A 22,317-nucleotide genomic window follows, 5' to 3' on the forward strand; every position below is an offset into this window, starting at 1 on the left:
GGACGCGGAATGCCGCGTCCTCCGGCCGTCCGTGCAGCCGCGTCCGCAGCCTCGGGCATGGCCCCGGGATTTGCAAGATTCCGATCCGCCGGTGGCCGCGGACGGCGCACCCGGTATCGCTTGGCGATACCCGGAAACGACACGGGCGCCCCGAGGCGCCCGTGCGTCAAGTGCCGGTGACGGGGCTTACTTGCCGGCGACCACGCGGACCATTTCCAGGCACTTGTTGGAGTAGCCCCACTCGTTGTCGTACCAGCTGACGATCTTGACGAAGGTCGGGTCCAGCGCGATGCCGGCCTCGGCATCGAAGATCGAGGTGCGAGTGTCGCCGCGGAAATCGGTGGCGACCACCTTGTCCTCGGTGTAGCCCAGGATGCCCTTCAGCGCCCCCTGGCTCTGCGCCTTCATCTCGGCCTTGATCTCTTCGTACGTGGCCGGGTTCTCGAGTTCGGCGGTCAGGTCGACCACCGACACGTCGCTGGTCGGCACGCGGAACGACATGCCCGTGAGCTTCTTGTTGAGCGACGGGATCACCACGCCGACGGCCTTCGCCGCGCCGGTGCTGGACGGAATGATGTTCTCCAGGATGCCGCGGCCACCGCGCCAGTCCTTGTTGCTCGGGCCGTCGACGGTCTTCTGCGTCGCGGTCGCCGCGTGCACGGTGGTCATCAGGCCGCGCTTGATGCCCCACTTGTCGTGCAGCACCTTGGCGATCGGCGCCAGGCAGTTGGTCGTGCACGACGCGTTGGAGATGATCGCTTCGCCGTTGTAGGTCTTGTCGTTGACGCCATAGACGAACATCGGCGTGTCGTCCTTCGACGGGGCCGACAGGATGACCTTCTTCGCGCCGGCATCGAGGTGCTTCTGCGCAGTGGCCTTGTCGAGGAACAGGCCGGTGGACTCGATGACGACCTCTGCACCGACGTCGTCCCACTTCAGGTTGGCCGGATCGCGCTCCTGGGTCAGGCGGATCTTCTTGCCGTTGACGAACAGCGCGCCGTCCTCGACCTTCACGTCGCCGTCGAAACGACCGTGCACGGAGTCGTACTGCAGCATGTATGCCAGGTAGTCCGGCTCCAGCAGATCATTGATGGCGACGATCTCGATGTCGCTGCCGAAGTTCTGCACGGCGGAACGCAGCACGTTGCGCCCGATGCGGCCGAAGCCGTTGATACCCACCTTGATCGACATTGCTCAGGACTCCTGCGGCCACGCGCGCGGCGCGGCGGGGTTGACGGGGGCCGTCATTCTAACAGGCCGCCCTCTCGGCACGTCCGTACGGGTATTGATCAGGATCAAGGCGGCAGGGAAACGGCGGGCAGAGACTGGCGCCACATTCCAACGAGCGTCTCCCTCATGAAAAAGACCCTGATCCCGATTGCCATCGCCCTCGCCTTCGGCGCCGCCGTGCCCGCCTTCGCCCAGTCCAAGGGCGACTGGACCCTGGGCGTCGGCGCACACCAAGTGAACCCGAAGTCCGACAACGGCACCCTGGCCGGCGGTACGCTGCCGCTCGACATCGACAGCGACGTCAAGCCGACCATCACCTTCGAGTACTTCCTGCGCGACAACCTGGGCCTGGAAGTGCTGGCCGCGCTGCCGTTCAAGCACGACATCGCCATCGACGGCGTCGGGACCGTGGGCAGCACCAAGCACCTGCCGCCGACTTTCTCGCTGCAGTACCACTTCAACAGCAAGGGCAAGGTCTCGCCCTTCCTCGGCGCCGGCCTGAACTACACCACGTTCTTCAGCGAAGACACCCAGGGCGCGCTGGAAGGCTCCGATCTGAAGCTGGACGATTCCTGGGGCCTGGCCGCGCATGCGGGCATCGACATCAAGGTGAGCGAGCGCGGCGCCGTGCGCGTGGATGCGCGCTGGATCGACATCGATACCGAGGTCAAGGTGGATGGCGCCAAGCTGGGTACCGCGAACATCGACCCGCTGGTGTACGGCGTGGCTTATGTCCTGACGTTCTGAGCACTGCATAACGTCGCCAACGCGCAATGGGGACGGCCCGTGTCGGTTAAAGTACCGGCATGGTCCGTCCCTTCCTCTTCGTTCTCGCCCTCGCCAGTGCCTGTGCGCTTGCGCTGCTGCCGGTCCCCGCGCAGGCATGGGGCCTGTTGGGGCATCGCCTGGTCGCATTGCTCGCCTGGGACGACCTGACCCCCGCGACACGCCTGCAGATCGACGCCCTGCTGACGGGAGAAGCCGATCCCACACTGGCCGGTATCGCAGGCTGGGCAGACGACCTGCGCAAGAACGATCCCGTGCTCGGCCGCCAGACCGCGAACTGGCACTTCGTCAACATCGGCGAACACGACTGCGTCTATCTGCAGAGACGTGACTGTCCGGATGGCAACTGCGTGATCGAAGCGATCCGCAAACAGACCGCGATTCTGGCCGACACGCGGCGGACACGCGCCGAACGATTGCAGGCGTTGAAGTTCGTCGTGCATTTCGTCGGCGACGCCCACCAGCCCCTGCATGCCGGATATGCGCGCGACAAGGGTGGCAACGACGCGCAGATCAACTGGAACGGGCGGGGCACGAACATGCACACGCTGTGGGACAGCCGCATGCTGGTATCCACCGGGCGCAGCGAGCAGGCCTATCTGCAGCACCTGCGTACCCTGCCGCGACCCGCGCTCGCTGCCATGACCCTGCCACCGCCTGCCGCCACCTGGGCAGAGCAGTCATGCCGGGTGGTCACCCAGCCGGGCTTCTATCCGCGTCGCGCGAAGCTGGAACAGGCGTATGTCGATACGCACCTGCCGATCGCCGAACGCCAGTTGCGCGCTGGCGGCGTGGCGCTGGCGGCGGTGCTGAACAAGGCGCTGGGTGGCCGCTGACGCCGGCAGCCCCCTCCCCGCCCCTCGATACGCTCGTGGCATCCCCCAGAGGAGTCGTCCGCATGAAGCTTCCTTCTTTGCTCCGCCCCTTCTCTGCCCTCTTGCTGATCGTCGCTTCGCTGGCGCCGCCGGGCGCACGCGCGCAGGACGACGCAGGCCTCACTGTCTTCGCCGCGGCCAGTCTGAAGGAGTCGCTGGATGCGGCCGCGTCGGCCTACCAGAAGCAGACCGGCGTTCCGGTACGCGTGTCGTATGCCGCGAGCTCGGCGCTGGCGCGCCAGATCGAACAGGGTGCGCCGGCGGACGTGTTCTTCTCCGCGGATCTGGAGTGGATGGACTATCTGCAACAGCGCGGCAAGCTCGACGCGACCACGCGACGCAATCTGCTGGGCAACCAGTTGGTGCTGGTCGCACCGAAGGCAAGCAAGGCGCGCGTCGACCTGAAGCGGCCCGCCACCTTCCTCGCCGCGCTCGGCGACGGTCGCCTGGCGGTAGGCCAGACCCAGACCGTGCCCGCGGGCAAGTACGCCAAGGCCTCGCTGGAATCGCTGTCGCTGTGGAACGGTGTCAAGGCACGGCTCGCCGAATCGGAGAGCGTGCGCGCGGCGCTGATGCTGGTGGCGCGCGGCGAAGCACCGTTGGGTATCGTGTACGCCTCCGATGCGAAAGCGGAACCGGCCGTGCGCGTGGGCGCGACGTTCCCCGAAGAAAGCCATCCGCCGATCATCTATCCGGTCGCCGCCCTGCGAAGCCCGCGATCGGCGCAGGCGACGCAGTTCGTGCAATGGCTGGCCTCCCCGGCCGCCGATGCGATCTTCACGCGGCGCGGATTCGCGGTGAAGGACTGACGCCTTCATGCTCGATGCGTTCACCGCGGAAGAACTCACCGCGATCCGGCTCAGCCTGAAGGTGGCACTGGTGGCCGCGCTCGCCAGCCTGCCGTTCGGCGTGCTGGTCGGCTGGGTGCTGGCGCGCACGCGCTTCCCGGGCAAGGCGCTGCTGGATGCCGTGGTGCACCTGCCGCTGGTGTTGCCACCGGTGGTGATGGGTTACGGATTGCTGGTGACGTTGGGCACGCAGGGCGCCATCGGCGCTTTCCTGAAGGATCACCTGGGCCTCGTGTTCGCGTTCCGCTGGACCGGCGCGGCACTTGCGTGCGCGGTGATGGGCTTCCCGCTGATGGTGCGCGCGATCCGCTTGTCGCTCGAAGCCACCGACCGCCGTCTGGAACAGGCCGCGTCCACCCTGGGCGCCGGCCCGTGGCGCGTCTTCTTCACCGTCACCTTGCCGCTGGCCTGGCCCGGCCTGGTGGCTGGCAGCGTGCTGGCATTCGCGAAAGCGCTTGGCGAATTCGGCGCCACCATCACCTTCGTCTCCAACATCCCCGGCGAGACGCAGACGCTGTCCGCCGCGATCTATGGCCTGATGCAGGTGCCCGGTGGCGAAGCCGGCATCTGGCGCCTCGCCGCGGTCGCCGTGGCGATCTCGCTGGCCGCGCTGCTGTTCTCGGAGTGGCTGGTGCGCCGGCACCACACGCGCCAGGGCGAGGACAGCTGATGCTGCACCTAGACATCGAACTGCGGCGAGGACACTTTCATCGCCACGTGCGCATCCAGGATGACGCGCGCGTGATCGCCCTGGTGGGGCCGTCCGGCGCGGGCAAGACCTCCGTCCTCAATGCCATCGCCGGACTGGTGACGCCCGTGGCCGGGCGCATCGACGTGGACGGCCATCGCCTGTTCGACAGTGCGCAGCGCATCGACGTGCCGGTGCACCAGCGCCGCATCGGTTATGTCTTCCAGGATGCGCGGTTGTTCCCGCACCTGGACGTGCGCCGCAACCTGCTCTACGGGCGCCACGGCGGGCGGGGCGCGCCCCGCTTCGGATTCGATGCCGTCGTGGACCTGCTTGGCATCGCACCGCTGCTCGGTCGCCGCACGCGCAACCTGTCCGGTGGCGAGGCGCAGCGCGTCGCGATCGGTCGCGCGTTGCTGTCGCAGCCCTCGCTGCTGCTGTTCGACGAGCCGCTGTCGTCGCTTGACCAGGCCCGGCGCGAGGAACTCATCCCCTACCTGCAGCGTGTGCGCGACGAGATCCGCCTGCCCATCGTCTACGTCAGCCATCATCCGGACGAAGTACGCCGCGTGGCCGACTCCACACACGTTCTCGACTGACGTCGTCGTAGGATGCGGCGACGCCCCAGGAGCGCCCCGCATGACACACCCCAAGCGCTGGAAGTCCCTGCCTGTTGACCAGACCCGTCACTACCTGGAGCCGGGGCCCGTCGTGCTGGTGAGCACCGCACACAACGGCGAACGCGCGATCATGACGCTGGGCTGGCACATGATGCTGGGTTACGACCTGGTCGGCACCTATATCTGGGACGCGAATCGCAGCCACGCGCTGGCGCGCGCGAGCCGCGCCTGCGTGATCAACTTGCCGACCGAGGGCCTGCTGGACACCGTCGTACGCATCGGCAACTGCAGCAGCACCGAGCAGGACAAGTTCGAGCGCTTCGGCCTCACCGCGCTGCGCTCGCGCGAGGTGGACGCGCCGCGGATCGCCGAATGCCACGCACAGTTCGAGTGTCGCTTGCACGAAACCCGCATCACCGCCGACTACCCGCTATTCGTATGGCGCGTGCTGGCAGCACACGTCGCGCCCTCGCCGCGCGTGCCCCGCACGGTGCATTACCGAGGCGAAGGCCGCTTCATGGTCGCCGGCCACGAGGTTTCCCGACGCCGCCTGTTCCGACCGGACATGCTGGCGCAGTGAGCGTCAGCGTTTTCGCGCTGCCAAGCGCTGCCTGCCTTCGCGGATTTCGAAGGTGAAGGCATAGGCCAGCGTGACCGGCACGATACGCGCCTGCACGCGTTCGCCGGCGCAGCCGTATCCGTTCCAGTCCCGATCACGACTCGTGGCGTCCGGATAGTCGCAGAACATCGCGGGTTCGAAGGTCCATCCCGACACCGCGGATAGCGCCGCATCGCGCAACAGTGGCTGCGCGGCGCCATCCGCGCAGCCTGCCTGACGCAGCGGCACGACTTGCGTCGCCTTGCCCTTGTCATCCACCACGAACGCCACGCACAAGGTGAGCGCCGTCAGTTCGCGCGGCATGCCCGCCGACGGGAACGCGGGGCCGGCCGTATCGATGGGTACCGGGTAGACGAAGGCCTGGTGTGCCGCCATTTCGTAACGCCCGGCCGCTTCAGGCAGCAACAGGCGCTGCCCGATGCTGTCGATACGGTGCGCGCAGCCGCTGACCAGCCACACTGCGATGGCACATGCGAAGAAACGCATTAGGGCTTGTTGGCAACGCGCTGCCCGCAGGACACCTTGCGACCGTCTTCGCCATCGAACTTCATCTCATCGCATTCCAACGTCCTGAGGGACGTCGACTGCGCCATGTCGAGCGTGCTCCACGCCGTGGGCGGATCAGTCTCCGACGATCCTTCGCGTCCGTCCGGATCGCCGCCGACGTCGTAGCGAATCGGCACGCGTACCCAGCCTTCGCCGCGCATGCCATTCTCCATGGGCGGCTCGAACGTCCACTGCCGGGCGGCGGCGAGCGACGCTTCATCGAACAGTCCGGCGGGCTCGGAGGATTCCACGATCGCCTCGCGAACGCGGCCGTCCGGTCCCACGCGCAGTTTCAGCACCACCAGCCCACTCTGGCCGCGCGCCTTCGCCTCGGCCGGATAAGCAGGTGCGGGCTGCTTAGGCACGCTGGCCGCGTCCGGCCCGGGCGCGCCGTCGTGCCGGCTGACGATCATCGACAGCGCGAACGTCGAGCTGCCATCCGGCGGGGTAACCTCGATACGCATCGCCTTGTCGAGCAGACCCATCAGTACCGGTTTGGACACAGGCTTGCCGTCCACGCTGATGTCCCCGGCGAGCCTCACCTGGCCTTCTGCCGCAGGATCGACGACCAGCTCGATGCGCCACGCGCGGCCGGCTTTCGTCGTCGATGCGAAACCCACCTTCTGGCCCGGCCAGTCGCGCAGGACAACGTCCTGGCGTTCGCCATCGACCTCAAGCGTCGCACCAATCCGGTAGTGGAAGTCGTGTGCGCCCTGCGCCTGTGCAGCGGGCTGCGCGGCCCACGCGGCGATGCCGGTGCCAGCGACCAGCAGCATGACCAGGGCGGCGGCGGCGAACCGGCGGGTGCGGCTGCGCAAAGGGTGCTTCAGCATGGCGATCCTCTCCTTGAGGGGGTGGTGGTGCGTCCAGTGGCAGCCCGCGGGCAGCGGGATGCCAGCCAGATGCGCCTTCAGCATCGCTTCGCCGTAGGTGCGGCGCTCGCCGGGATGGCGTGCGACCACGGCCGCATCGCAGGCGAACTCCTGGTCCAGGCGGTGCAGGCGCGACGCGATGTGTATCAGCGGGTTGAACCAGAACACGCTGCGCAGCAGCGCGGCGAGCAGGTTGCCGAACAAGTCGCCGCGGCGGATGTGCAGGCGCTCGTGGCACAGCACCAGCGCGCGCTCAGCGTCCGTGTAGCGTTTGTCGAAGTCCGCCGGCAGCAGGATTTTGGGCCGCAGCACGCCGTAAGCCGCCGGAAGGCCCGCGCTGTCGCTCGCTCGCAGCACGCCCGGCGCGACTTCCGTCATCGGCCCCACGGCACGGATGAAGCGCCGCTGTTGCGCGGCCAATCGCGCAACCATGATGAAGGCGCCGGCGCCCCAGAACGCAAGCAGCAACGCCGGCAGCGCGGGCCATGACGCGTTTGCTTCGACGGCCGCCACCGATGCAGGCTGCAGTACGACAGCCTGCGGCAGCACCCACTGCGTCTCGGCGTGACGGGCCGGCACCAGTACCGCCACGCAGGCCAGTGGTACGCAGATCCACAGCGCGTGCGCAGTCGCGGCGCCGAGATGACGACGCAGCGGGACACGGAGGATCATCACCAGCAGGATGGCCAGCGTGCTGGCGATGGTCGCTTCGAGCAGGGCCATCATCGCGTCATTCGCCATCGTCGAGCTCCGCGATCAGGCGTTTCAGTTCGGCGATATCGGCCGAGGAGAGTTTGCGCTGCTCGCTGAAATGCGCGACCAGCGGCGCCACACGCCCCCCGAACAGGCGGTCCACCAGCCCCGCGCTCTGCTCCGCCAGCCAGGCATCGCGGCTGAGCACGGGCGAATACAGATAGCGACGCCCCTCCTTCTCGGCCTGGATCGCGCCCTTGTTGAGCAGGCGGTTGAGCAGGGTCTTCACCGTCGGCTCCGCCCATTCCGCGCGGCCGGCCAAGGCCGCGACCACGTCTTCCGCACTGGAGGGATGGCGCCGCCACAACACGTCCATCACCACAGCTTCCGCATCGCTGATCGACATACGTTTACGCCTGTAATTTTTATTGATTACGCCCGTAAACGAAACCCGTGTCAAGGCCTCCCGCGCCCCCATTCGTCGGCGGATCACCCGGCTTCGCTAAGCTGCACACATGACCCCACGCCACCTGACCGATCTCGACGAAGCCGTCGACCTGATCCTTGCCCACACCGACGGGCCGCTGCGCATGGGCGCACCGCTCGGCATCGGCAAGCCGCACCGCCTGCTCAATGCGCTTTACCGGCGCGGCGTAGCGGACCCGTCGCGCCCGTGGTCGCTCTACACCGCGCTGTCGCTCGATCCGCCTGCGGGTGGCAGCGGACTGGAGGGACGATTCGTGAAGCCGTTCGCCGCGCGGCATTTCGGCGAGGACTTCCCGCGGCTGGATTACGTGCAGGCGATGAAGCGCGACGCGCTGCCCGCGCACATGGAGGTGGAGGAGTTCTACATGCAGGGCGGCGCGCTGCTGCGCTCCACCACCGCACAACGCCTGTACGCCAGCCTCAACTACACGCACGTTGCCCGGGCACTCGCCGACCGCGCGCTCAACGTGATCGTGCAGAAGGTCGCGCGCGAACCGGGCGGCACGCGGCTGTCGTTCTCGTGCAACAACGACCTGACCCAGGATGCCGTCGATGCCATCGTGGCGCGCGGCCTGCCGCGCCCCTTGCTGGTGGCGGAAGTCGATCCGCAGTTGCCCTGGATCGGCGGCACCGCGGCGGTGGACGAGGCCTACTTCGACATCGTCATCACCCCACCTGGCCCTTATCCGTCCCTGTTCGGGTTGCCGCGCCAGCCGGTATCCGACGTCGATTACGCCATCGGCCTGTATGCCAGTGCGCTGGTCCGCGATGGCGGCACGCTGCAGATCGGCATCGGTGCGCTCGCCGATGCGCTGTGCCACGCACTGGTGCTGCGCCACACCGACAACGCCACCTACCGGCGCATCCTGGCCGCCCTCGATCCCGCGCTGGAGCAACATCCCGCCGTGCTCGCCAGCGGTGGCCTCGACCCGTTCGCTATCGGCCTGTACGGCTGCAGCGAGATGGTCAACGAGGGCTTCAAGCGACTGGTCGAGACCGGCGTGATCCGGCGCAAGGTGGTGGATGACGAAGCGCTGATGCGGCGCGTCGCCGACGGCACGGCCAACCTGGGCGACCAGGCGCGGCTGGAGCGCGACGGCGAGTACCTGCATGGCGCGTTCTACCTGGGGTCGCCCGCGTTCTACCAGTGGTTGCGCGACCTGCCGGACGACCAGCGCCGTGCCATCGGCATGCGCCGCATCAGCCTGATCAACGAACTGCAACGCGACCATGAATCGCTCGCCCGCCTGCAACGCCACGACGCCCGCTTCTTCAACTCCTGCATGATGGTCACGGCGCTCGGTGCGGCCGTCTCGGACGGACTGGAAGACGGTCGGGTGGTTTCGGGCGTCGGCGGCCAGTACAACTTCGTCGACATGTCCAACACCTTGGACAACGCGCGCAGCGCGTTGATGTTCCGCGCAGTGCGCGACGATGCCGGCGCGCCCGCCTCCAACGTCCGCTGGAATTACGGCCACACCACCATTCCCCGCCACCTGCGCGACCTGTACGTCAACGAATACGGCATCGCGGACCTGCGCGGCAAGAACGACGAGGATTGCGTGATCGCGATGGGCGGCATCACCGACGCGCGCTTCCAGCCGGCACTTGTCGAGCGCGCGAAGCACGAAGGCAAGCTGCGCAGCGGCTTCCATGCGCCCGGCCACTGGATCGACAACACGCCGGTGCACCTGTCCGCGCGCCTGCGCGCCTTCCGTCACGACGGCACGCTGCCGGACTACCCGCTCGGCAGCGACTTCACCGAGGTCGAGCAGCGCATCGTCAGTGCACTCGGCTGGCTGAAGGCAAATACGGCGACGCCCTGGAAGAAGATCGGTACAGTCATGCGCGCGCTAAGTGCCCCATCAAACGATGCCGAGGCGATGGCGCGCATGGCGCTGGCGACGCCCGGGACGTTGGGCGAACGCCTGGAAGCGAAGCTGCTGGCACTCGGCTTGCGGGAAACGCGGCAGTCTTCATAATCACGCCAAGCAATCCATAACGGCATCATTCCGGCAGAAGCCGGGACGACGGGCTGGGTCAAGACAGGGGCTTGCACGGCGACATGGCAAGGCGGAGTTGCCACTCCTTGCCGCTTCTGCTACTTGCCTGACCTGCCGTCCACCAGAATGTATTCCTTGCCGCGACTCTTCCACGTTGCCGACTCCGGATCGATGGCGATGCACGGACGACCTCCGCAGGAGGTGATTTCGACATGCTGGGAGGCGTGCCGGACTTCAGCCGACACCTCGGCCGCATCTGCGCGCAGTTGGGCATCCTTCAGCCGTTGGTACTCGTGACGGAGCAGCAGAAGCAGGCCGGCGTACAACAACGCGAAGCCCGCGGCGACGCCGATCAGGCCCCGCCACGCCTTGCCAATCACGGGCCGAAGGGCGACCTCGGTCTTCTGCTGCTGCTCCTGGAACAGACGAACCATCGCCTGCCTCAGCTTGGCCTCCTCGGCCTCACGCGCGGTCGCCAGTTCAGCATTGGCCACATGCGCGTGCTGCAGGCCTTCGGCCATCTGTCGCGCCTGCTTGTCGGCGGCATCCTCGAGCCGTTCTACCGCCAACATCAAACGGCGGATGGCATCCGTGTCGTTCATTGCGTTCCCCTCGGCTACCTTGCCATTCCCTGCTGCTGTTCCTGCACTTGCCGTTGCTGCGCGTCAATGATGGTCTGCTGTTCCTGCCGCTGCGTTTCCTCGTTGAACGCCTGCATGCTCTGCCGCAGCGGTTGCTCAGACGCCTGCGCTGGGTTGATCGTATCCGTCCGCCGATCCAGGATCGGATTGTGTGGGTGGTTCCACACCGCCATCAGGCCACCGTCGTGGGTCTGGACGAGAGCGCTGATTTCCGGCAGGTGATCGCGCCGCGCCTCCAGTGCGATCGTGCCGGCGAGTTGTTCGCGCTGTTGCTGCGTCCAGTGGGCATCCATCTGCGGCTCCAACCGTTCCAGGTGATCCATCGCCTGATTGAACAGCGGAGTATCCCGGGCTTGCGCTAGCCATGGCTTCTGCCGGGCCTCCCAGGCCTGAGCATCGGCCAGTGACTCGGCCCACAAACGTCGACCATCAGGCGATTCGGTGAACTCCTTCTGCAGGACTTTGGCAGCGGCCTGGTCACCCACCTGCAGCGCGTCGATCCAGCGATCGACCACCGGGTCGCCGCTGGCGCGGATCCGCCCTGCAACCGCGATCGGCACGTGCTGATGGTCGTGCCCCATGCTTGCGTCCTGGGTGTGGTGGAAATGGCCGGGCTTCGCCGGGACTTGGCTCGTGTCCAGATAAGGGCGCGGCGCTTTGTTAGCGCCAAGGTCCAGCCCTTCCATTTCGATCAGGTTTTCCTTCAAGCCGAGGGCCGCCATGTCGATGGCGATCTGCGGGCGCGCCCCTTTATATGACACATTGGCCCGGTCTTCTGCGGCGACGATCTGCTCAAGCGCCCAAGTGCCGTAGTAGTTGGGATAGTCGGCGGTGGGGTGGGGTTTGTGTTCGCCGATGCCCACGGGGCGTTGGCCGGGCTGCGCATGCACATGGGATGGGCGATCGAAGTAGTGCTGGCCCATCGCCGCGATGTTGGCGGGGTTCTGCGACAGGCTGCCGTCTTGGTTGAAGGTGAGGCCCTGATTGATATTGAGCGCCTTGGTAACAGGGTCGCGCTGGACAAAGTCCAACGTCCTGTCATTACCTGCGTCTGCCATCATGTCCAAGCCTGGCATGGAAGGATTAAGCTGTCGCTCGCGACTCAACAGCGCGTTCCAGCCTGCGATCTCTGCTTTCGCCTCATCCTCCCGCCCTGCTTGGATGTAAGCCCGCAACTCGTCCGTATAGTCGTGTATGTGCCCTTGCGCCTTAGCTTGAACGGTTATGCTCCGGACGAATATCCCAGTCGCATTATCCTTAGCGGCATTGTTAAAGCCATGCCGGATCTCGTGACCTAAGACGAAAGTCATATCTCGAACATCGTATCTGCCAAGGGGATTTGCGGGTGTATTGGTTTGCAAACCCGACGGAGACAGATTGATGCCTTTCGGCGTGCCGTCCTGTCGCACCGTATTTCCGTCATAGTGGCTCCTGCCGCCATTCCGTGCCCCAACAGACTGAAATGCTGCACGTGCCCCTGTCTTATCGCGTCTTTCATCTGATCCGCCAGCACGGACGATCCTTTAGGTGCAGACTGCAGGTTGGTAACCATGTCCTGATCAACGGCGTGGATCTTCCCGGCATGGTCCTGCCAAGTCTTGTAGGCGAAATCGACGGTGATCGCCTGTAGCCCGATCACTGCCTTCAAGTCATCGCTTGCCGTCGTGCCGACGGGCCGAAAGCTAGTCGCCGGCAACGTGATCACACCGGCCTGCTTGTCGTACGTGCCGATCAAACTGGGTGATGTACTCGACATCTCCAAGGCAAAGCCCTGAAGCTGACGGGTGACGGCCTGCTGGTTGAGCACGTTTAGCCGGTTGGGATCGGCGAGGACCGCTGCCCGCAATTGGGCCTCCTGGACCGGCGTGGCACCGGGCTGAGCGGCAAACCGCGAAAGTGCGGCCTCAAGTTGCGGATTTGGCTTGACCATCCTCATGCTCCTGCGTCAGTTCAATGTACTGATGGACTTGACGCACAGTCTGCCCGGCGTTCCTGCTACCACGTTTTGCGGAATGATCGAAAGCGTGATATCGCCCTTGTAATAGCGCCAGCTTCGCAACTCACCAATCTCTCCGTAGATCGGAGCATCACGAAAACCCACCGCTAGCAACGCATTGTGGTAATCCTCGAAATCCAAGTTGCACGCGAAAGCAGGGAAATCGGGAAAACGCTCACCTGGCTTCCCGAACGCCAAGCTCACTCCACGGAGCAAGGAAGGCGAACCGGAGATGTAGTCGAGGCTGAAGTACCACCCTTCACCTAATGGCTGGCTATACCCGTACAGGTATTCTGGCGTGCCATCAAAGCGCTTCAGCGGGACGCCCAACACTCTCTGGACGCGCTCAAGATTCAGATCTTCCCGTGACTCTAAGCCCTCGATCAGCTTCAGGAACCGCCTGCCGATTTCTTCGGCAGAAAGTGCTGGACTCTCAGTCGCGGGGCTGGTGTCTGACGCGGCCATGGCAGCGATCTCCTTCGCAAGTACGGATGTCTCGGATGAGGTGGCGCAACCGGCAGAAATCACGGTAGCAGTCGCTAGAAGCAGTGATGCGACACGGCGGAAATGTGCACTTCGCAGAGGTGGCATCATCATTGCGTTCCATCGCATGGGCTTCGCGCCAAACCTATCACCGCGCATCAGGAATTGGAAATTCGGCTAGCCACAAAACGTGGGAGCCCGCTGCACCCCACTTGCATGTGATCAAGTCACACTGGAGGGCGGCAAAGTTTGTGACAGGACGCAACCTGTCCGCGAAGTCATTGCGATGCGGTGGCAACAGGAGTGGGGCCGTTCAGTCCGGCAAAGCCAGCAAAGGCCCAAGGAAGCGAAGCGACGACGACTTCTCATCGAGATGCGGGTAGCCGCACTGATACCGGAAGGCCACGCTGAACCAAGATCACCCTGCCTAGATCTTTCACTCGACCCCAAAAGAAAAGCCGGGCACTGCCCGGCTTTTCTCAGTCTCGCAGCACGTCCCGCTCAGAGCGACTTCGCCGCCTCGACCACTGCGTCCGCGGTGATGCCGAAGTGCTTGTACAGCGCGTCGGCCGGCGCGGAGGCGCCGAACGTGGTCATGCCGATGACCGCACCATCCAGACCCACGTACTTGCCCCAGAAGTCGCTGATCGCGGCTTCGACGGCGACGCGCTTGCGCACGGCCTTGGGCAGCACGGCCTCGCGGTAAGCCGCGTCTTGGCGATCGAACACGTCGGTCGACGGCATCGACACCACGCGCGTCTTGATGCCCTGCGCATCCAGCGTGGCCTTGGCCTGCGTGGCCAGGCCGACTTCAGAACCGGTGGCTATCAGGATGACGTCCGGCGTGCCATCGGCATCGGCCAGCACGTAGCCGCCGCGCGCGATATCGCCCACCTGCGCCTCGGTGCGCGGCTGGTGCGGCAGGTTCTGGCGCGAGAACACCAGGCAGCTCGGGCCGTCCTGGCGGACGATGGCCTGCTTCCACGCCACTGCCGATTCCACCGCGTCGCACGGACGCCACACGTCGTTGTTCGGGATGTAGCGCAGCGAGGCCAAGTGCTCGACCGGCTGGTGCGTGGGGCCGTCTTCGCCCAGGCCGATGGAGTCGTGCGTGTACACGTGGATGGCGTGCGCCGGGATCAGCGCGCTCATGCGCACGCCGTTGCGGGCGTAGTCGCTGAACACCAGGAAGGTGGCGTCGAACGGCACGAAGCCGCCGTGCAGCGCCAGGCCGTTCGCGATCGCGGTCATGCCGAACTCGCGCACGCCGTAGTACACGTAGTTGGCGTTCGGATCGGTGGTGGAGACCGACTTGCTGGCCTTCCACAGCGTGAGGTTGGAGTGCGCCAGATCGGCCGAGCCGCCGACCAGTTCCGGCAGCAGCGGCGCGAACGCTTCGATGGCGTTCTGCGAAGCCTTGCGCGAGGCGATCACCGGGCCCTCGGCCTGCACCTTGGCGATGTAGGCATCGGCCTGGGCAACGAAGTCGGCGGGCAGTTCGCCCGAGGCACGGCGCTTGAGTTCGGCGGCCTGCTCCGGGTACTGCGCGGCGTACGCGTCGAGCAGGGCGTTCCAGTCGGCTTCCAGCGCCCTGCCGGCCTCGACCTTGTTCCAGCCTGCGTAAATATCTGCCGGAACTTCGAACGGACCGTACGGCCATTCCAGCGCGGCGCGCGTGGCTTCCAGTTCGTCCTTGCCCAGCGGTGCGCCGTGGCTGGATTCCTTGCCGGCCTTGTTCGGCGAACCGAAACCGATCGTGGTGCGGCAGCAGATCAGCGTGGGCTTGTCGGTGGCCTTCAGCGCGGTATCGATCGCGGTCTTGATCTCGACCGGGTCATGGCCGTTGACGTTGCGCACGACCTGCCAGCCATATGCTTCGAAGCGGGCCGGCGTGTCGTCGGTGAACCAGCCATCGGTGTTGCCGTCGATGGAAATCTTGTTGTCGTCCCAGAAACAGACCAGCTTGCCCAGGCCCCAGGTGCCGGCGAGCGAGGCGGCTTCATGCGACACGCCTTCCATCAGGCAGCCGTCGCCCATGAACACGAAGGTGCGGTGATCGATGAGATCGTGGCCCTCGCGGTTGAAGCGCTGCGCCAGCAGCTTCTCGGCCAGCGCGAAACCGACCGCGTTGGCGAAGCCCTGGCCGAGCGGACCGGTGGTGGTTTCCACGCCCGGGGTCTCGTGGCGCTCCGGGTGGCCGGCGGTCTTGCTGTGCAGTTGGCGGAAGTTCTTCAGTTCCTGCAGCGGCAGGTCGTAACCTGCCAGGTGCAGCAGCGCGTAGTGCAGCATCGAGCCGTGGCCGTTGGACAGCACGAAACGGTCGCGGTTGAACCAGTGCGGGTTCGACGGGCTGTGGCGGTAGTAGTCGTTCCACAGCACTTCGGCGATGTCGGCCATGCCCATGGGCATGCCGGGGTGACCGGAGTTGGCGGCCTGCACCGCGTCGGCGGCGAGGAAACGGATGGCGTTGGCGAGCTGGCGGCGGGTGGGCGTCGTCATGGGGAGTCGGAACAGGGGGCGGCGCCCGGCGGGCTGCGGGCCGCCCATTGTCCCACCCCCTGCCCGCCCTGTCGCGGTTGCAGCGTGCTTTCCGCGGTGTTAGCCCCGCTGCCCCGGCAGTTTCACGTCGGTGCGCTCGCCCTTGGCCACCAACGAGGCCAGGGTCAGGTCGCCGGTGACGTTCAGCGTGGTCCGGCACATGTCGAGGAAGTGGTTCACGCCCAGGATCAGGCCGATGCCGATGGGGTTCACGCCGACCATGGCGCAGATCAGCGCCACCACCGGCAGCGAACCGGACGGCACGCCGGCCGTGCCGATGCCGCCCAGGATGCACACCAGCATCACCATGAACTGCTGGCCCAGCGACAGGTCCACGCCGAAGAACTGGGCCAGGAAGATCACCGTCACGCCCTCGAACAGCGCGGTGCCGTTCTGGTTGGCGGTGGCACCCACGGTCAGCACGAAGCGCGACACCGTGCGCGGCAGGCCCAGCTTCTCGTCGGCCACGCGCAGTGCGGTGGGCAGGGTGGCGTTGCTCGACGCGGTGGAGAACGCCATCACCATCGCTTCCTGCGCGCCACGGAAGAACGTCAGCGGCGAATAGCCGGCGAGCTTCAATGCGACGGAGTAGCTGACCAGCAGATGCAGTGCCAGCGCGAGCACGACCACGAACACATACTGCCCCAACCTCAGCAGCAGGTCGAAGCCGAAGATTGCGGCCAGGTTGAACATGAAGCAGGCCACCGCGTACGGGGCGAGGCGGATCACCAGGCCGATCAGCGTCATCGAGATCTCGAACACACCCTCGATGCCGCGCTTCAGGATGCCGGTGTTCTCCGACGGGGTCAGCACCAGGCCAATGCCGAACATCACCGCGAAGAACATCAGCGACAGGATCGCCGCGTTGCTCGACGCCGCGCCTATGACGTTGTCGGGCACGATCGACAGCAGCATGTCCATGCCGGTCGGCTGACTGCCGACGCTGGCGACGATTTCCTTGGTGCGCTCGGCGTTCTCGGCGATCAGCTGCTGCGCCAGCGCAGGATCGACGCCGACGCCGGGCTTGAACACGTTGACCAGCAGCAGGCCCAGCAGCACGGCGACCGCCGACAGCAAGATGGTATAGGCGAGCGTCTTCCAGCCGATCCGGCCCAGCGCGCGGATATCGCCCATCTCCGCGATACCGCAGACCAGCGCAGAGAAAAGCAAGGGCACGATCAGCATGAAGATCAGGTTGAGGAAGATCTTGCTGAAAGGCGTGGTGACGTACTTTGTCACGTCCTGCACCCAGCCGGCATCGCCCTGGCCGGTGGCATGCACGATGAGTCCGACGATCAGGCCGACGCCGAAGCCGATGGCCATCTTCCAGTGCAGAGGGAGTCTGGCGCGCTTGGCGGGCGTGGCGTCGGTCATCGGCAGTTCCTGCAGGGGCAAAGGCGGGAGCTTAGCAAACCCGGTGCAAGGCCCCGGCGCGCCTCATGTGCAACGTCGGGCGTGGCGGCGTGAGTCGTCTCCCTTCTCCTGACGATGACGAACATGGGCACGATGTCCCCTATCTTGGATACAGGGGCGGCAACGGCTCTTCCTCCGCGCGCATGAGCGGCGCAGACCACTGCGGACCTCCGCGGAACGCTTCGCGCAATGCGGCACGCGCCTGCGCGGCATCGCCCCCCGCCCAGCGGGCACGCCGCAGCAGATCCACCGCGTTCCGCTGCGCCGGTGCGACGAGGCGACGCTGCAGCTCGTCGAGGTCGCCCGCGACGGGATGCGCCATGCCACAGAGCACGTGTTCGATGTCGTCCAGATCGCCGGCGTCGAGCACACGCTTCAAGTCGGCGGCGGTGTGGGTGGCGCGCGAAGCCGCTGCGTGGGGCAGGTCCAGTGGCGCGGGGGGGAACTCGCGCACGACGCGCGTACCCGGCTGGCGACGCGACAGTGCCCATACCAGCGTCGCGAGCCACAGCAGCGCGAAGCCGGCAGCCACCCATGGCCACAGATGCGGGGGCATGCGCCGTTCACCACCGGTGGCGACCAGTTCCCCTTCTTCCCCGCCCTGCGAGGCCAGAGCAAGGTTGCCTGCTGCGGCCGGCGCGATTCCCGCGGCAACCGGCAGGGTCAGGTCGGGAAGCGTCGCGCGCTTCGCCGTTCCCGCGCGCACGTCCCACCACGCCATCGCCATTCCCGGCACGGCGAGCGCACCGGGCCGGGCCGGGATGAGGGAGTAGCGCCGCGTCAGCTTCACCTGCGGCGTTCCACCGACGAAGGTCTCGTCGTACTGCGCCGGCTCCGCAAGGACCTGTGCGCCCGGCACCGCCGGTGCGGGGAATTCCGGCAGCTGCGCCTGCGTGGCGCCGACGACCGTGGCTTCGATCGCCAGCGTCGCGGCCTCGCCGGCGCGCAGCTGCTCGGGCACCGCGGTATAGCGCAGGCGCACGTCGCGCACGGGCAGCCAGGGTTGCGGCGCGGTGGCAGGTTGCGGCCGTACCTGCAGCGTGCGCGGCGATCCTGTGATGTTGACGTCGCGGCCGCTCCCGCCGAACAGGTCGTCCATCCAGCCGCCCGCCGTCCTTCCGCGAAAGCGCGCGCCAGGCAGGATCAGGGGGCCGCTACGCTCGGGCACGAGCAGGTACCTGCGCTCGGCCGTGCTGTAGCGCCGCCCATCGATCTCGCGGCTGGATTGCACGATCTCGCCCACGCGTTGCAGCAGGGCGCCGTCGGGAGGATCGAGATCCAGCTCGCCGGACAGCGGCGTGGCGTAGAACAGTCGCACCGTGATGCCGACCGATTGCTGCACGTAGGGATCCGCGTCGTCGATCTCGGTTTCGACGAACACCAGCCCGTTGGCGGCGGCACTGGCGGTCGGCGTGGCCGTCACTTCCAGCACCAGCGGTGCGGTACGGTCGTTGCCCACCTGAAGGGCGGGGATCTCGAGCGAGCCCGCGCGGCGCGGTCGCAGGGTGAGCGCGAAGGTGGTGTTGCTGCCCATGCGTCCGTTCACCCAGCGCACGCTGCGACTGTCCGACTGGCCTTCCACGTCGAAGTCGCGCATCAGTGGCGTCAGGTCCGGCGTGGCGGACACCGCATCGGTCTCCACGTTCAAGGTGACCGCCTGCCCCAACGCCACCTGCGACTGTTCCAGCCACGCGCGCGTGGCCGCCAGCGAGGACAGCGGCCACGCCACCAACAGGCACATCCACAACCACGCCCGGTATCTCATCGTCCTTCTCTCTGGCGGCGTTCCTGTTCAAGCCGGAACTTCGCCTTCAGCAGCGAGCCGGGTTCGTCCGGCACGCGTTTCAACCATGCGTCGACCGCTTGCCGGCGTTCGCGCGCTTCCGCGGATTCGACCTGCACGGCGGGCGTGTCCCCACCGGGCGGCCCGGCGCGCTGTGCCGCCGCTTGCGACATCGCCTGGCGCATGCGCTCGCGTTGTGCCGCATCAGCGGCGGACTGCGTGGCGGCATCGGGAGGCGATGCGGGAGGTGCGCGGGAAGAGGGGCGTCCAGCCGGTGGCGCCTTTGCCTGCTGCGTCGACGGCGCCCCCGAAGAGGACGAGCGCGAGGGCTTGTCGGGCGTATCCGCACCTGCGTTGGCCGGGCCTTGCGATCCTTGGGAGCCCTGCTGGCCCGCACCCTGCTGCCCAGACTTCCCGTCGTTGTCTCGAGGGGACGGCGGGCGCTTGCGGGCCGCATCGACCGCGGCCCGGTTCGCCACCGCATCGGGCATGCCCGGCCTCGCGCGCAGCGCACGATCGTAGGCGGCGATGGCGTCGTCGTACCGTTGCTGCTTCGCCAACGCATTGCCGAGGTTGTACCAACCCTCCGCCGAGGAGATGCCGCTGAACGCCTTTTCAGCGGCGACGTAATCACCTTTCCGATAGGCGTCGGCGCCGTGCACCAGGCGCGCGTGTTCGGCCTGGTCGCTGCGCTGCCACCAGTCCAGGCCGGCGGCCGATGCGGGTTGCGCCATCGGCAGCCACAACGCACCCAACAAGACCAAGGGCGCGCCGCGGCGGAACCCCAGCAACGCGAGCGCCATCAGTGGAACCAGCAACCAGTAGCCTTCGTCACGCCACGCCTTGCCGACGCCGGACGACGCGCCGCCTTGCTCCGCCATGCGCGGGGACCGCAGCGCCAGCGCGGCGATGTCGGCCTCGTCGGTGGTGAGCGTCGCGTAACGACCGCCGCCATCGCGGGCAAGGCGACGCAGCGATGTCGCATCCAGCGCCGCGCGCCCGATCACTCCGTCGCCGCCGCGGTAGGCGGCGCCGGACGCCGTGCCCAATCCCAGTACGGAGACGGTGTAGCCCTGCGCGTGCGCGGCGGCGGCGGCGGCCGTTGCGTCGGCGTCCGCGCGATCGGTGAGCACCAGGATGTCGCCGCCCCGGACATCCGCCTGCGTCATCAAGCGGGCGGCCCAGGCGATGCCACGGTCGGTGCGCTGGCCATCCACCGGCATGATGTCCGGCGACAGGTCGTCGAGGAACAGGCCGATGTTGGCCACGTCGTCGGTCAGCGGCGCTACGGTGAACGCGTCGTCGGCATAGGCGACCACCGCGACGGGGCTTCCCGCGCGCGCAGCCAGGATCTGTCCGAGCTTTGCCCGCGCCTGCAACACTCGCGATGGCGGCAGATCGCTCGCGGTGGTACGGCTGGAAAGATCGAACACGACCACCAGAGGCCGCTGCACCTGCCAGAGGGGTTGGTCGACCTGGCGCCAACTCGGGCCCGCCAGCGCCAGTACCGCCAGTACGTAGGCGATGCTTGCCACCGCCAGGCCAGCGCGTACCCGCACGCCGCCCTGCACCAGCAGGTGCGGCAGGAGGTGCGCATCGACATGCCCCCGCCATGCACTGCGGCGCTGTCGCTGCACGCGCCAGACCCACATCAACACGGGCAATGCCGTCAGTGCCCACAACCAGTGGGGACGGAGGAAGTGCAACGCCGTCCAGTCCATGCTCATGCATGCCTCCGCGGCAGCACGAACGCGAGCAGCGACACCAGCAACGCCGCGGCGAGCGGCCACGCGTAGCGCTCGATGCGGGGGCGCACCGCCCTGCCCGGCTGCTCCACCGGCTCCAGCCGGTCCAGTTCGGCGTAGATGCCTGCCAGCTCGCGCGTATCGCGCGCGCGGAAGAAGCGCCCGCCGGTCTGCGAGGCGACATCGCGCAGGGTGGCTTCATCGATGGCCTCGGCCGAACTCGCCGGCATCGGCAAGGGGATGCCGAACACGCTGATGCCGCCATCGCCACCAAAGGCGATGGTATGGATGCGCACGCGCTCTTCCTTTGCCAGTTCCGCGGCTTTGGCGGGCGTCAGCACGCCGGCGGAGTTGACGCCGTCGGTGAGCAGGATCAGCACGCGCTGGCCATCCTGCTGCGTGCGCAGGCGACGCACGGCGAGTGCGATGGCATCGCCGATGGCGGTTTCGCGACCGGCAAGGCCCGCGACGGCATCGCGCAATTGGTCGCGCACCGTCTGCAGGTCGCGCGTCAGCGGCGTCATGGCATACGCCCGCTGGCCGAAGACCAGCAGGCCGACGCGGTCGCCGTCGCGTCGATCGAGGAAATCCGCAAGCACGGCCTTGGCAGCCGTCAGGCGATCGACGACGGCGCCGCCCAGCTCCATGTCCGGCTCGGTCATGCTGCCGGACAAATCGACTGCGAGCATCAGGTCGCGTCCACTCACGGGTGGCGTCACGGCGTCGCCGAACTGCTGGGGTCGTGCAGCGGCGGCACACAGCAGGAACCACGCCAGCCACGCCAGCGCAGCCCCGCGCTTGGGCAGACCGCGCCCTCCCTGCCGGGCGATCGCCTGCACTGCGGGCCCGTACGGCACCTGCAGCGCATCGGTCTGGGTCTGCCGCGGCGGCAGCAGCCAGCGCACCAGCCACGGCAACGGAAACGCCAGCCACAGCCACGGCCACGCGAAGCCCGCGTACCCATCCTGCAGCCACTGCAGCACCGGCAGGGACGCGCTCATCGCCGGCCCGCCATCAGGTCGAGGAATCGCTTGCGCGCCACGTCCGTGGCGGCCGACAGTTCCGCAGGCGCCACCTCGCGACGGAAGCCTCCCTCGAGCAGCAGGCGACCCGGCCCCTGCGAAAACGCACGGCCCTGCGTACCGTCGAGGAACGCCAGCCACGCATCACCCTGCAGGCGATCGGCAGACGGATCACACCGTCGTGCGGCGCGGCGCAGCCGTTCGGACATGGCGGCGACCTGCTCTGCGGGCGAGCCGCCTGCGATCGCGGCGTCGAACCAGTGCAGCCACGCCTGCCGCGTGCGACGTCGATGCCAACGCCATGCAACAACGCCCGCCACCAGCAAGGCGACGACGCCCGCGACCAGCCACCATCCCGGCGCCAGCGGCCACCACGGCGGCGAAGCCGGTACATGGACATCGCGCAGCACCAGCGTTGCCAATCCCATGG

General features: G+C 67.1%; 21 protein-coding genes. 7 read left to right on the forward strand and 14 right to left on the reverse strand.

The annotated features are described in order from the left end of the window. Positions 1–186: 186 nt before the first annotated feature. The gene (gene gap / locus Q0907_RS15570) at positions 187–1,191 is read right to left on the reverse strand and encodes a type I glyceraldehyde-3-phosphate dehydrogenase (protein WP_299346545.1); all 1,005 of its coding nucleotides are present in this window, start codon (positions 1,189–1,191) and stop codon (positions 187–189) included. Positions 1,192–1,356: 165 nt separating this feature from the next. On the opposite strand from gap, the gene Q0907_RS15575 reads away from it, so the two are divergent. From Q0907_RS15575 to Q0907_RS15600, 6 genes are all read left to right on the forward strand, one after another. Then, entirely contained in the window at positions 1,357–1,977 is a 621-nt protein-coding gene (locus tag Q0907_RS15575) for an OmpW family outer membrane protein (protein WP_299346548.1), read from the forward strand. Positions 1,978–2,036: 59 nt separating this feature from the next. Beyond that, entirely contained in the window at positions 2,037–2,852 is an 816-nt protein-coding gene (locus Q0907_RS15580) for a S1/P1 nuclease (RefSeq protein WP_299346551.1), read from the forward strand. Positions 2,853–2,914: 62 nt separating this feature from the next. Beyond that, positions 2,915–3,700, forward strand: coding sequence for a molybdate ABC transporter substrate-binding protein (modA, locus tag Q0907_RS15585; protein ID WP_299346554.1), 786 nt, complete (start codon positions 2,915–2,917; stop codon positions 3,698–3,700). Between the two features lie 7 nt (positions 3,701–3,707). After that, on the forward strand, positions 3,708–4,409 hold the full coding sequence (gene modB, locus Q0907_RS15590) for a molybdate ABC transporter permease subunit (protein WP_299346557.1): 702 nt from the start codon (positions 3,708–3,710) through the stop codon (positions 4,407–4,409). Then, positions 4,409–5,026: an ATP-binding cassette domain-containing protein gene (locus tag Q0907_RS15595; protein WP_299346560.1), complete on the forward strand. Its 618-nt coding sequence runs from the start codon at positions 4,409–4,411 to the stop codon at positions 5,024–5,026. Before modB ends, Q0907_RS15595 begins: the two co-directional genes overlap by 1 nt. A 40-nt stretch (positions 5,027–5,066) precedes the next feature. After that, entirely contained in the window at positions 5,067–5,627 is a 561-nt protein-coding gene (locus Q0907_RS15600; protein WP_299346563.1) for a flavin reductase family protein, read from the forward strand. A gap of 3 nt (positions 5,628–5,630) precedes the next feature. On the opposite strand, the gene Q0907_RS15605 is transcribed toward Q0907_RS15600, so the two are convergent. Genes Q0907_RS15605 through Q0907_RS15615 form a run of 3 tightly spaced genes read right to left on the reverse strand, consistent with a single transcriptional unit; the run spans position 5,631 to position 8,183 of the window. Then, on the reverse strand, positions 5,631–6,152 hold the full coding sequence (locus Q0907_RS15605) for a hypothetical protein (RefSeq protein ID WP_299346566.1): 522 nt from the start codon (positions 6,150–6,152) through the stop codon (positions 5,631–5,633). Next, on the reverse strand, positions 6,152–7,810 hold the full coding sequence (locus Q0907_RS15610; protein WP_299346567.1) for a TonB family protein: 1,659 nt from the start codon (positions 7,808–7,810) through the stop codon (positions 6,152–6,154). Before Q0907_RS15610 ends, Q0907_RS15605 begins: the two co-directional genes overlap by 1 nt. A 4-nt stretch (positions 7,811–7,814) precedes the next feature. Continuing rightward, positions 7,815–8,183 (reverse strand): BlaI/MecI/CopY family transcriptional regulator, encoded by a 369-nt coding sequence (locus Q0907_RS15615; RefSeq protein WP_299346569.1) that lies wholly within the window; start codon positions 8,181–8,183, stop codon positions 7,815–7,817. Between the two features lie 109 nt (positions 8,184–8,292). On the opposite strand from Q0907_RS15615, the gene Q0907_RS15620 reads away from it, so the two are divergent. After that, complete coding sequence (locus Q0907_RS15620) at positions 8,293–10,245, forward strand: acetyl-CoA hydrolase/transferase C-terminal domain-containing protein (protein ID WP_299346572.1); 1,953 nt, start codon at positions 8,293–8,295, stop codon at positions 10,243–10,245. Positions 10,246–10,364: 119 nt separating this feature from the next. Here Q0907_RS15620 and Q0907_RS15625 read toward each other — a convergent pair whose 3' ends face one another. The 10 genes from Q0907_RS15625 to Q0907_RS15670 all read right to left on the reverse strand — a co-directional run bounded on the left by Q0907_RS15625 (position 10,365) and on the right by Q0907_RS15670 (position 22,315). Next, a complete protein-coding gene (locus tag Q0907_RS15625; RefSeq protein ID WP_299346575.1) occupies positions 10,365–10,868 on the reverse strand; it encodes a hypothetical protein in 504 nt (167 codons plus the stop codon). Between the two features lie 14 nt (positions 10,869–10,882). Then, a complete protein-coding gene (locus Q0907_RS15630; RefSeq protein ID WP_299346578.1) occupies positions 10,883–12,217 on the reverse strand; it encodes an XVIPCD domain-containing protein in 1,335 nt (444 codons plus the stop codon). After that, complete coding sequence (locus Q0907_RS15635) at positions 12,214–12,837, reverse strand: hypothetical protein (RefSeq protein WP_299346581.1); 624 nt, start codon at positions 12,835–12,837, stop codon at positions 12,214–12,216. Before Q0907_RS15635 ends, Q0907_RS15630 begins: the two co-directional genes overlap by 4 nt. 15 nt (positions 12,838–12,852) lie before the next feature. Then, entirely contained in the window at positions 12,853–13,368 is a 516-nt protein-coding gene (locus Q0907_RS15640) for a hypothetical protein (protein ID WP_299346584.1), read from the reverse strand. 519 nt (positions 13,369–13,887) lie between these two features. After that, entirely contained in the window at positions 13,888–15,885 is a 1,998-nt protein-coding gene (tkt, locus tag Q0907_RS15645) for a transketolase (RefSeq protein WP_299346587.1), read from the reverse strand. Between the two features lie 99 nt (positions 15,886–15,984). After that, entirely contained in the window at positions 15,985–17,298 is a 1,314-nt protein-coding gene (locus tag Q0907_RS15650) for a dicarboxylate/amino acid:cation symporter (RefSeq protein ID WP_299346591.1), read from the reverse strand. A gap of 139 nt (positions 17,299–17,437) precedes the next feature. Next, positions 17,438–19,102 carry a BatD family protein gene (locus Q0907_RS15655; RefSeq protein WP_299346594.1) on the reverse strand — a complete coding sequence of 555 codons (1,665 nt, stop codon included), beginning with the start codon at positions 19,100–19,102 and terminating at the stop codon, positions 17,438–17,440. Continuing rightward, complete coding sequence (locus tag Q0907_RS15660) at positions 19,099–20,847, reverse strand: tetratricopeptide repeat protein (RefSeq protein ID WP_299346597.1); 1,749 nt, start codon at positions 20,845–20,847, stop codon at positions 19,099–19,101. Before Q0907_RS15660 ends, Q0907_RS15655 begins: the two co-directional genes overlap by 4 nt. Further along, positions 20,844–21,866, reverse strand: a complete 1,023-nt coding sequence (locus tag Q0907_RS15665) for a VWA domain-containing protein (RefSeq protein WP_299346600.1) — start codon at positions 21,864–21,866, stop codon at positions 20,844–20,846. Before Q0907_RS15665 ends, Q0907_RS15660 begins: the two co-directional genes overlap by 4 nt. After that, on the reverse strand, positions 21,863–22,315 hold the full coding sequence (locus Q0907_RS15670) for a DUF4381 domain-containing protein (protein WP_299346690.1): 453 nt from the start codon (positions 22,313–22,315) through the stop codon (positions 21,863–21,865). The genes Q0907_RS15665 and Q0907_RS15670 overlap by 4 nt, the downstream gene beginning before the upstream one ends. Positions 22,316–22,317 lie beyond the last annotated feature (2 nt).

Origin of the sequence: uncultured Pseudoxanthomonas sp., from assembly GCF_947498795.1 — a bacterium.
In the GTDB taxonomy this organism is placed as follows: Bacteria; Pseudomonadota; Gammaproteobacteria; order Xanthomonadales; family Xanthomonadaceae; genus Pseudoxanthomonas_A.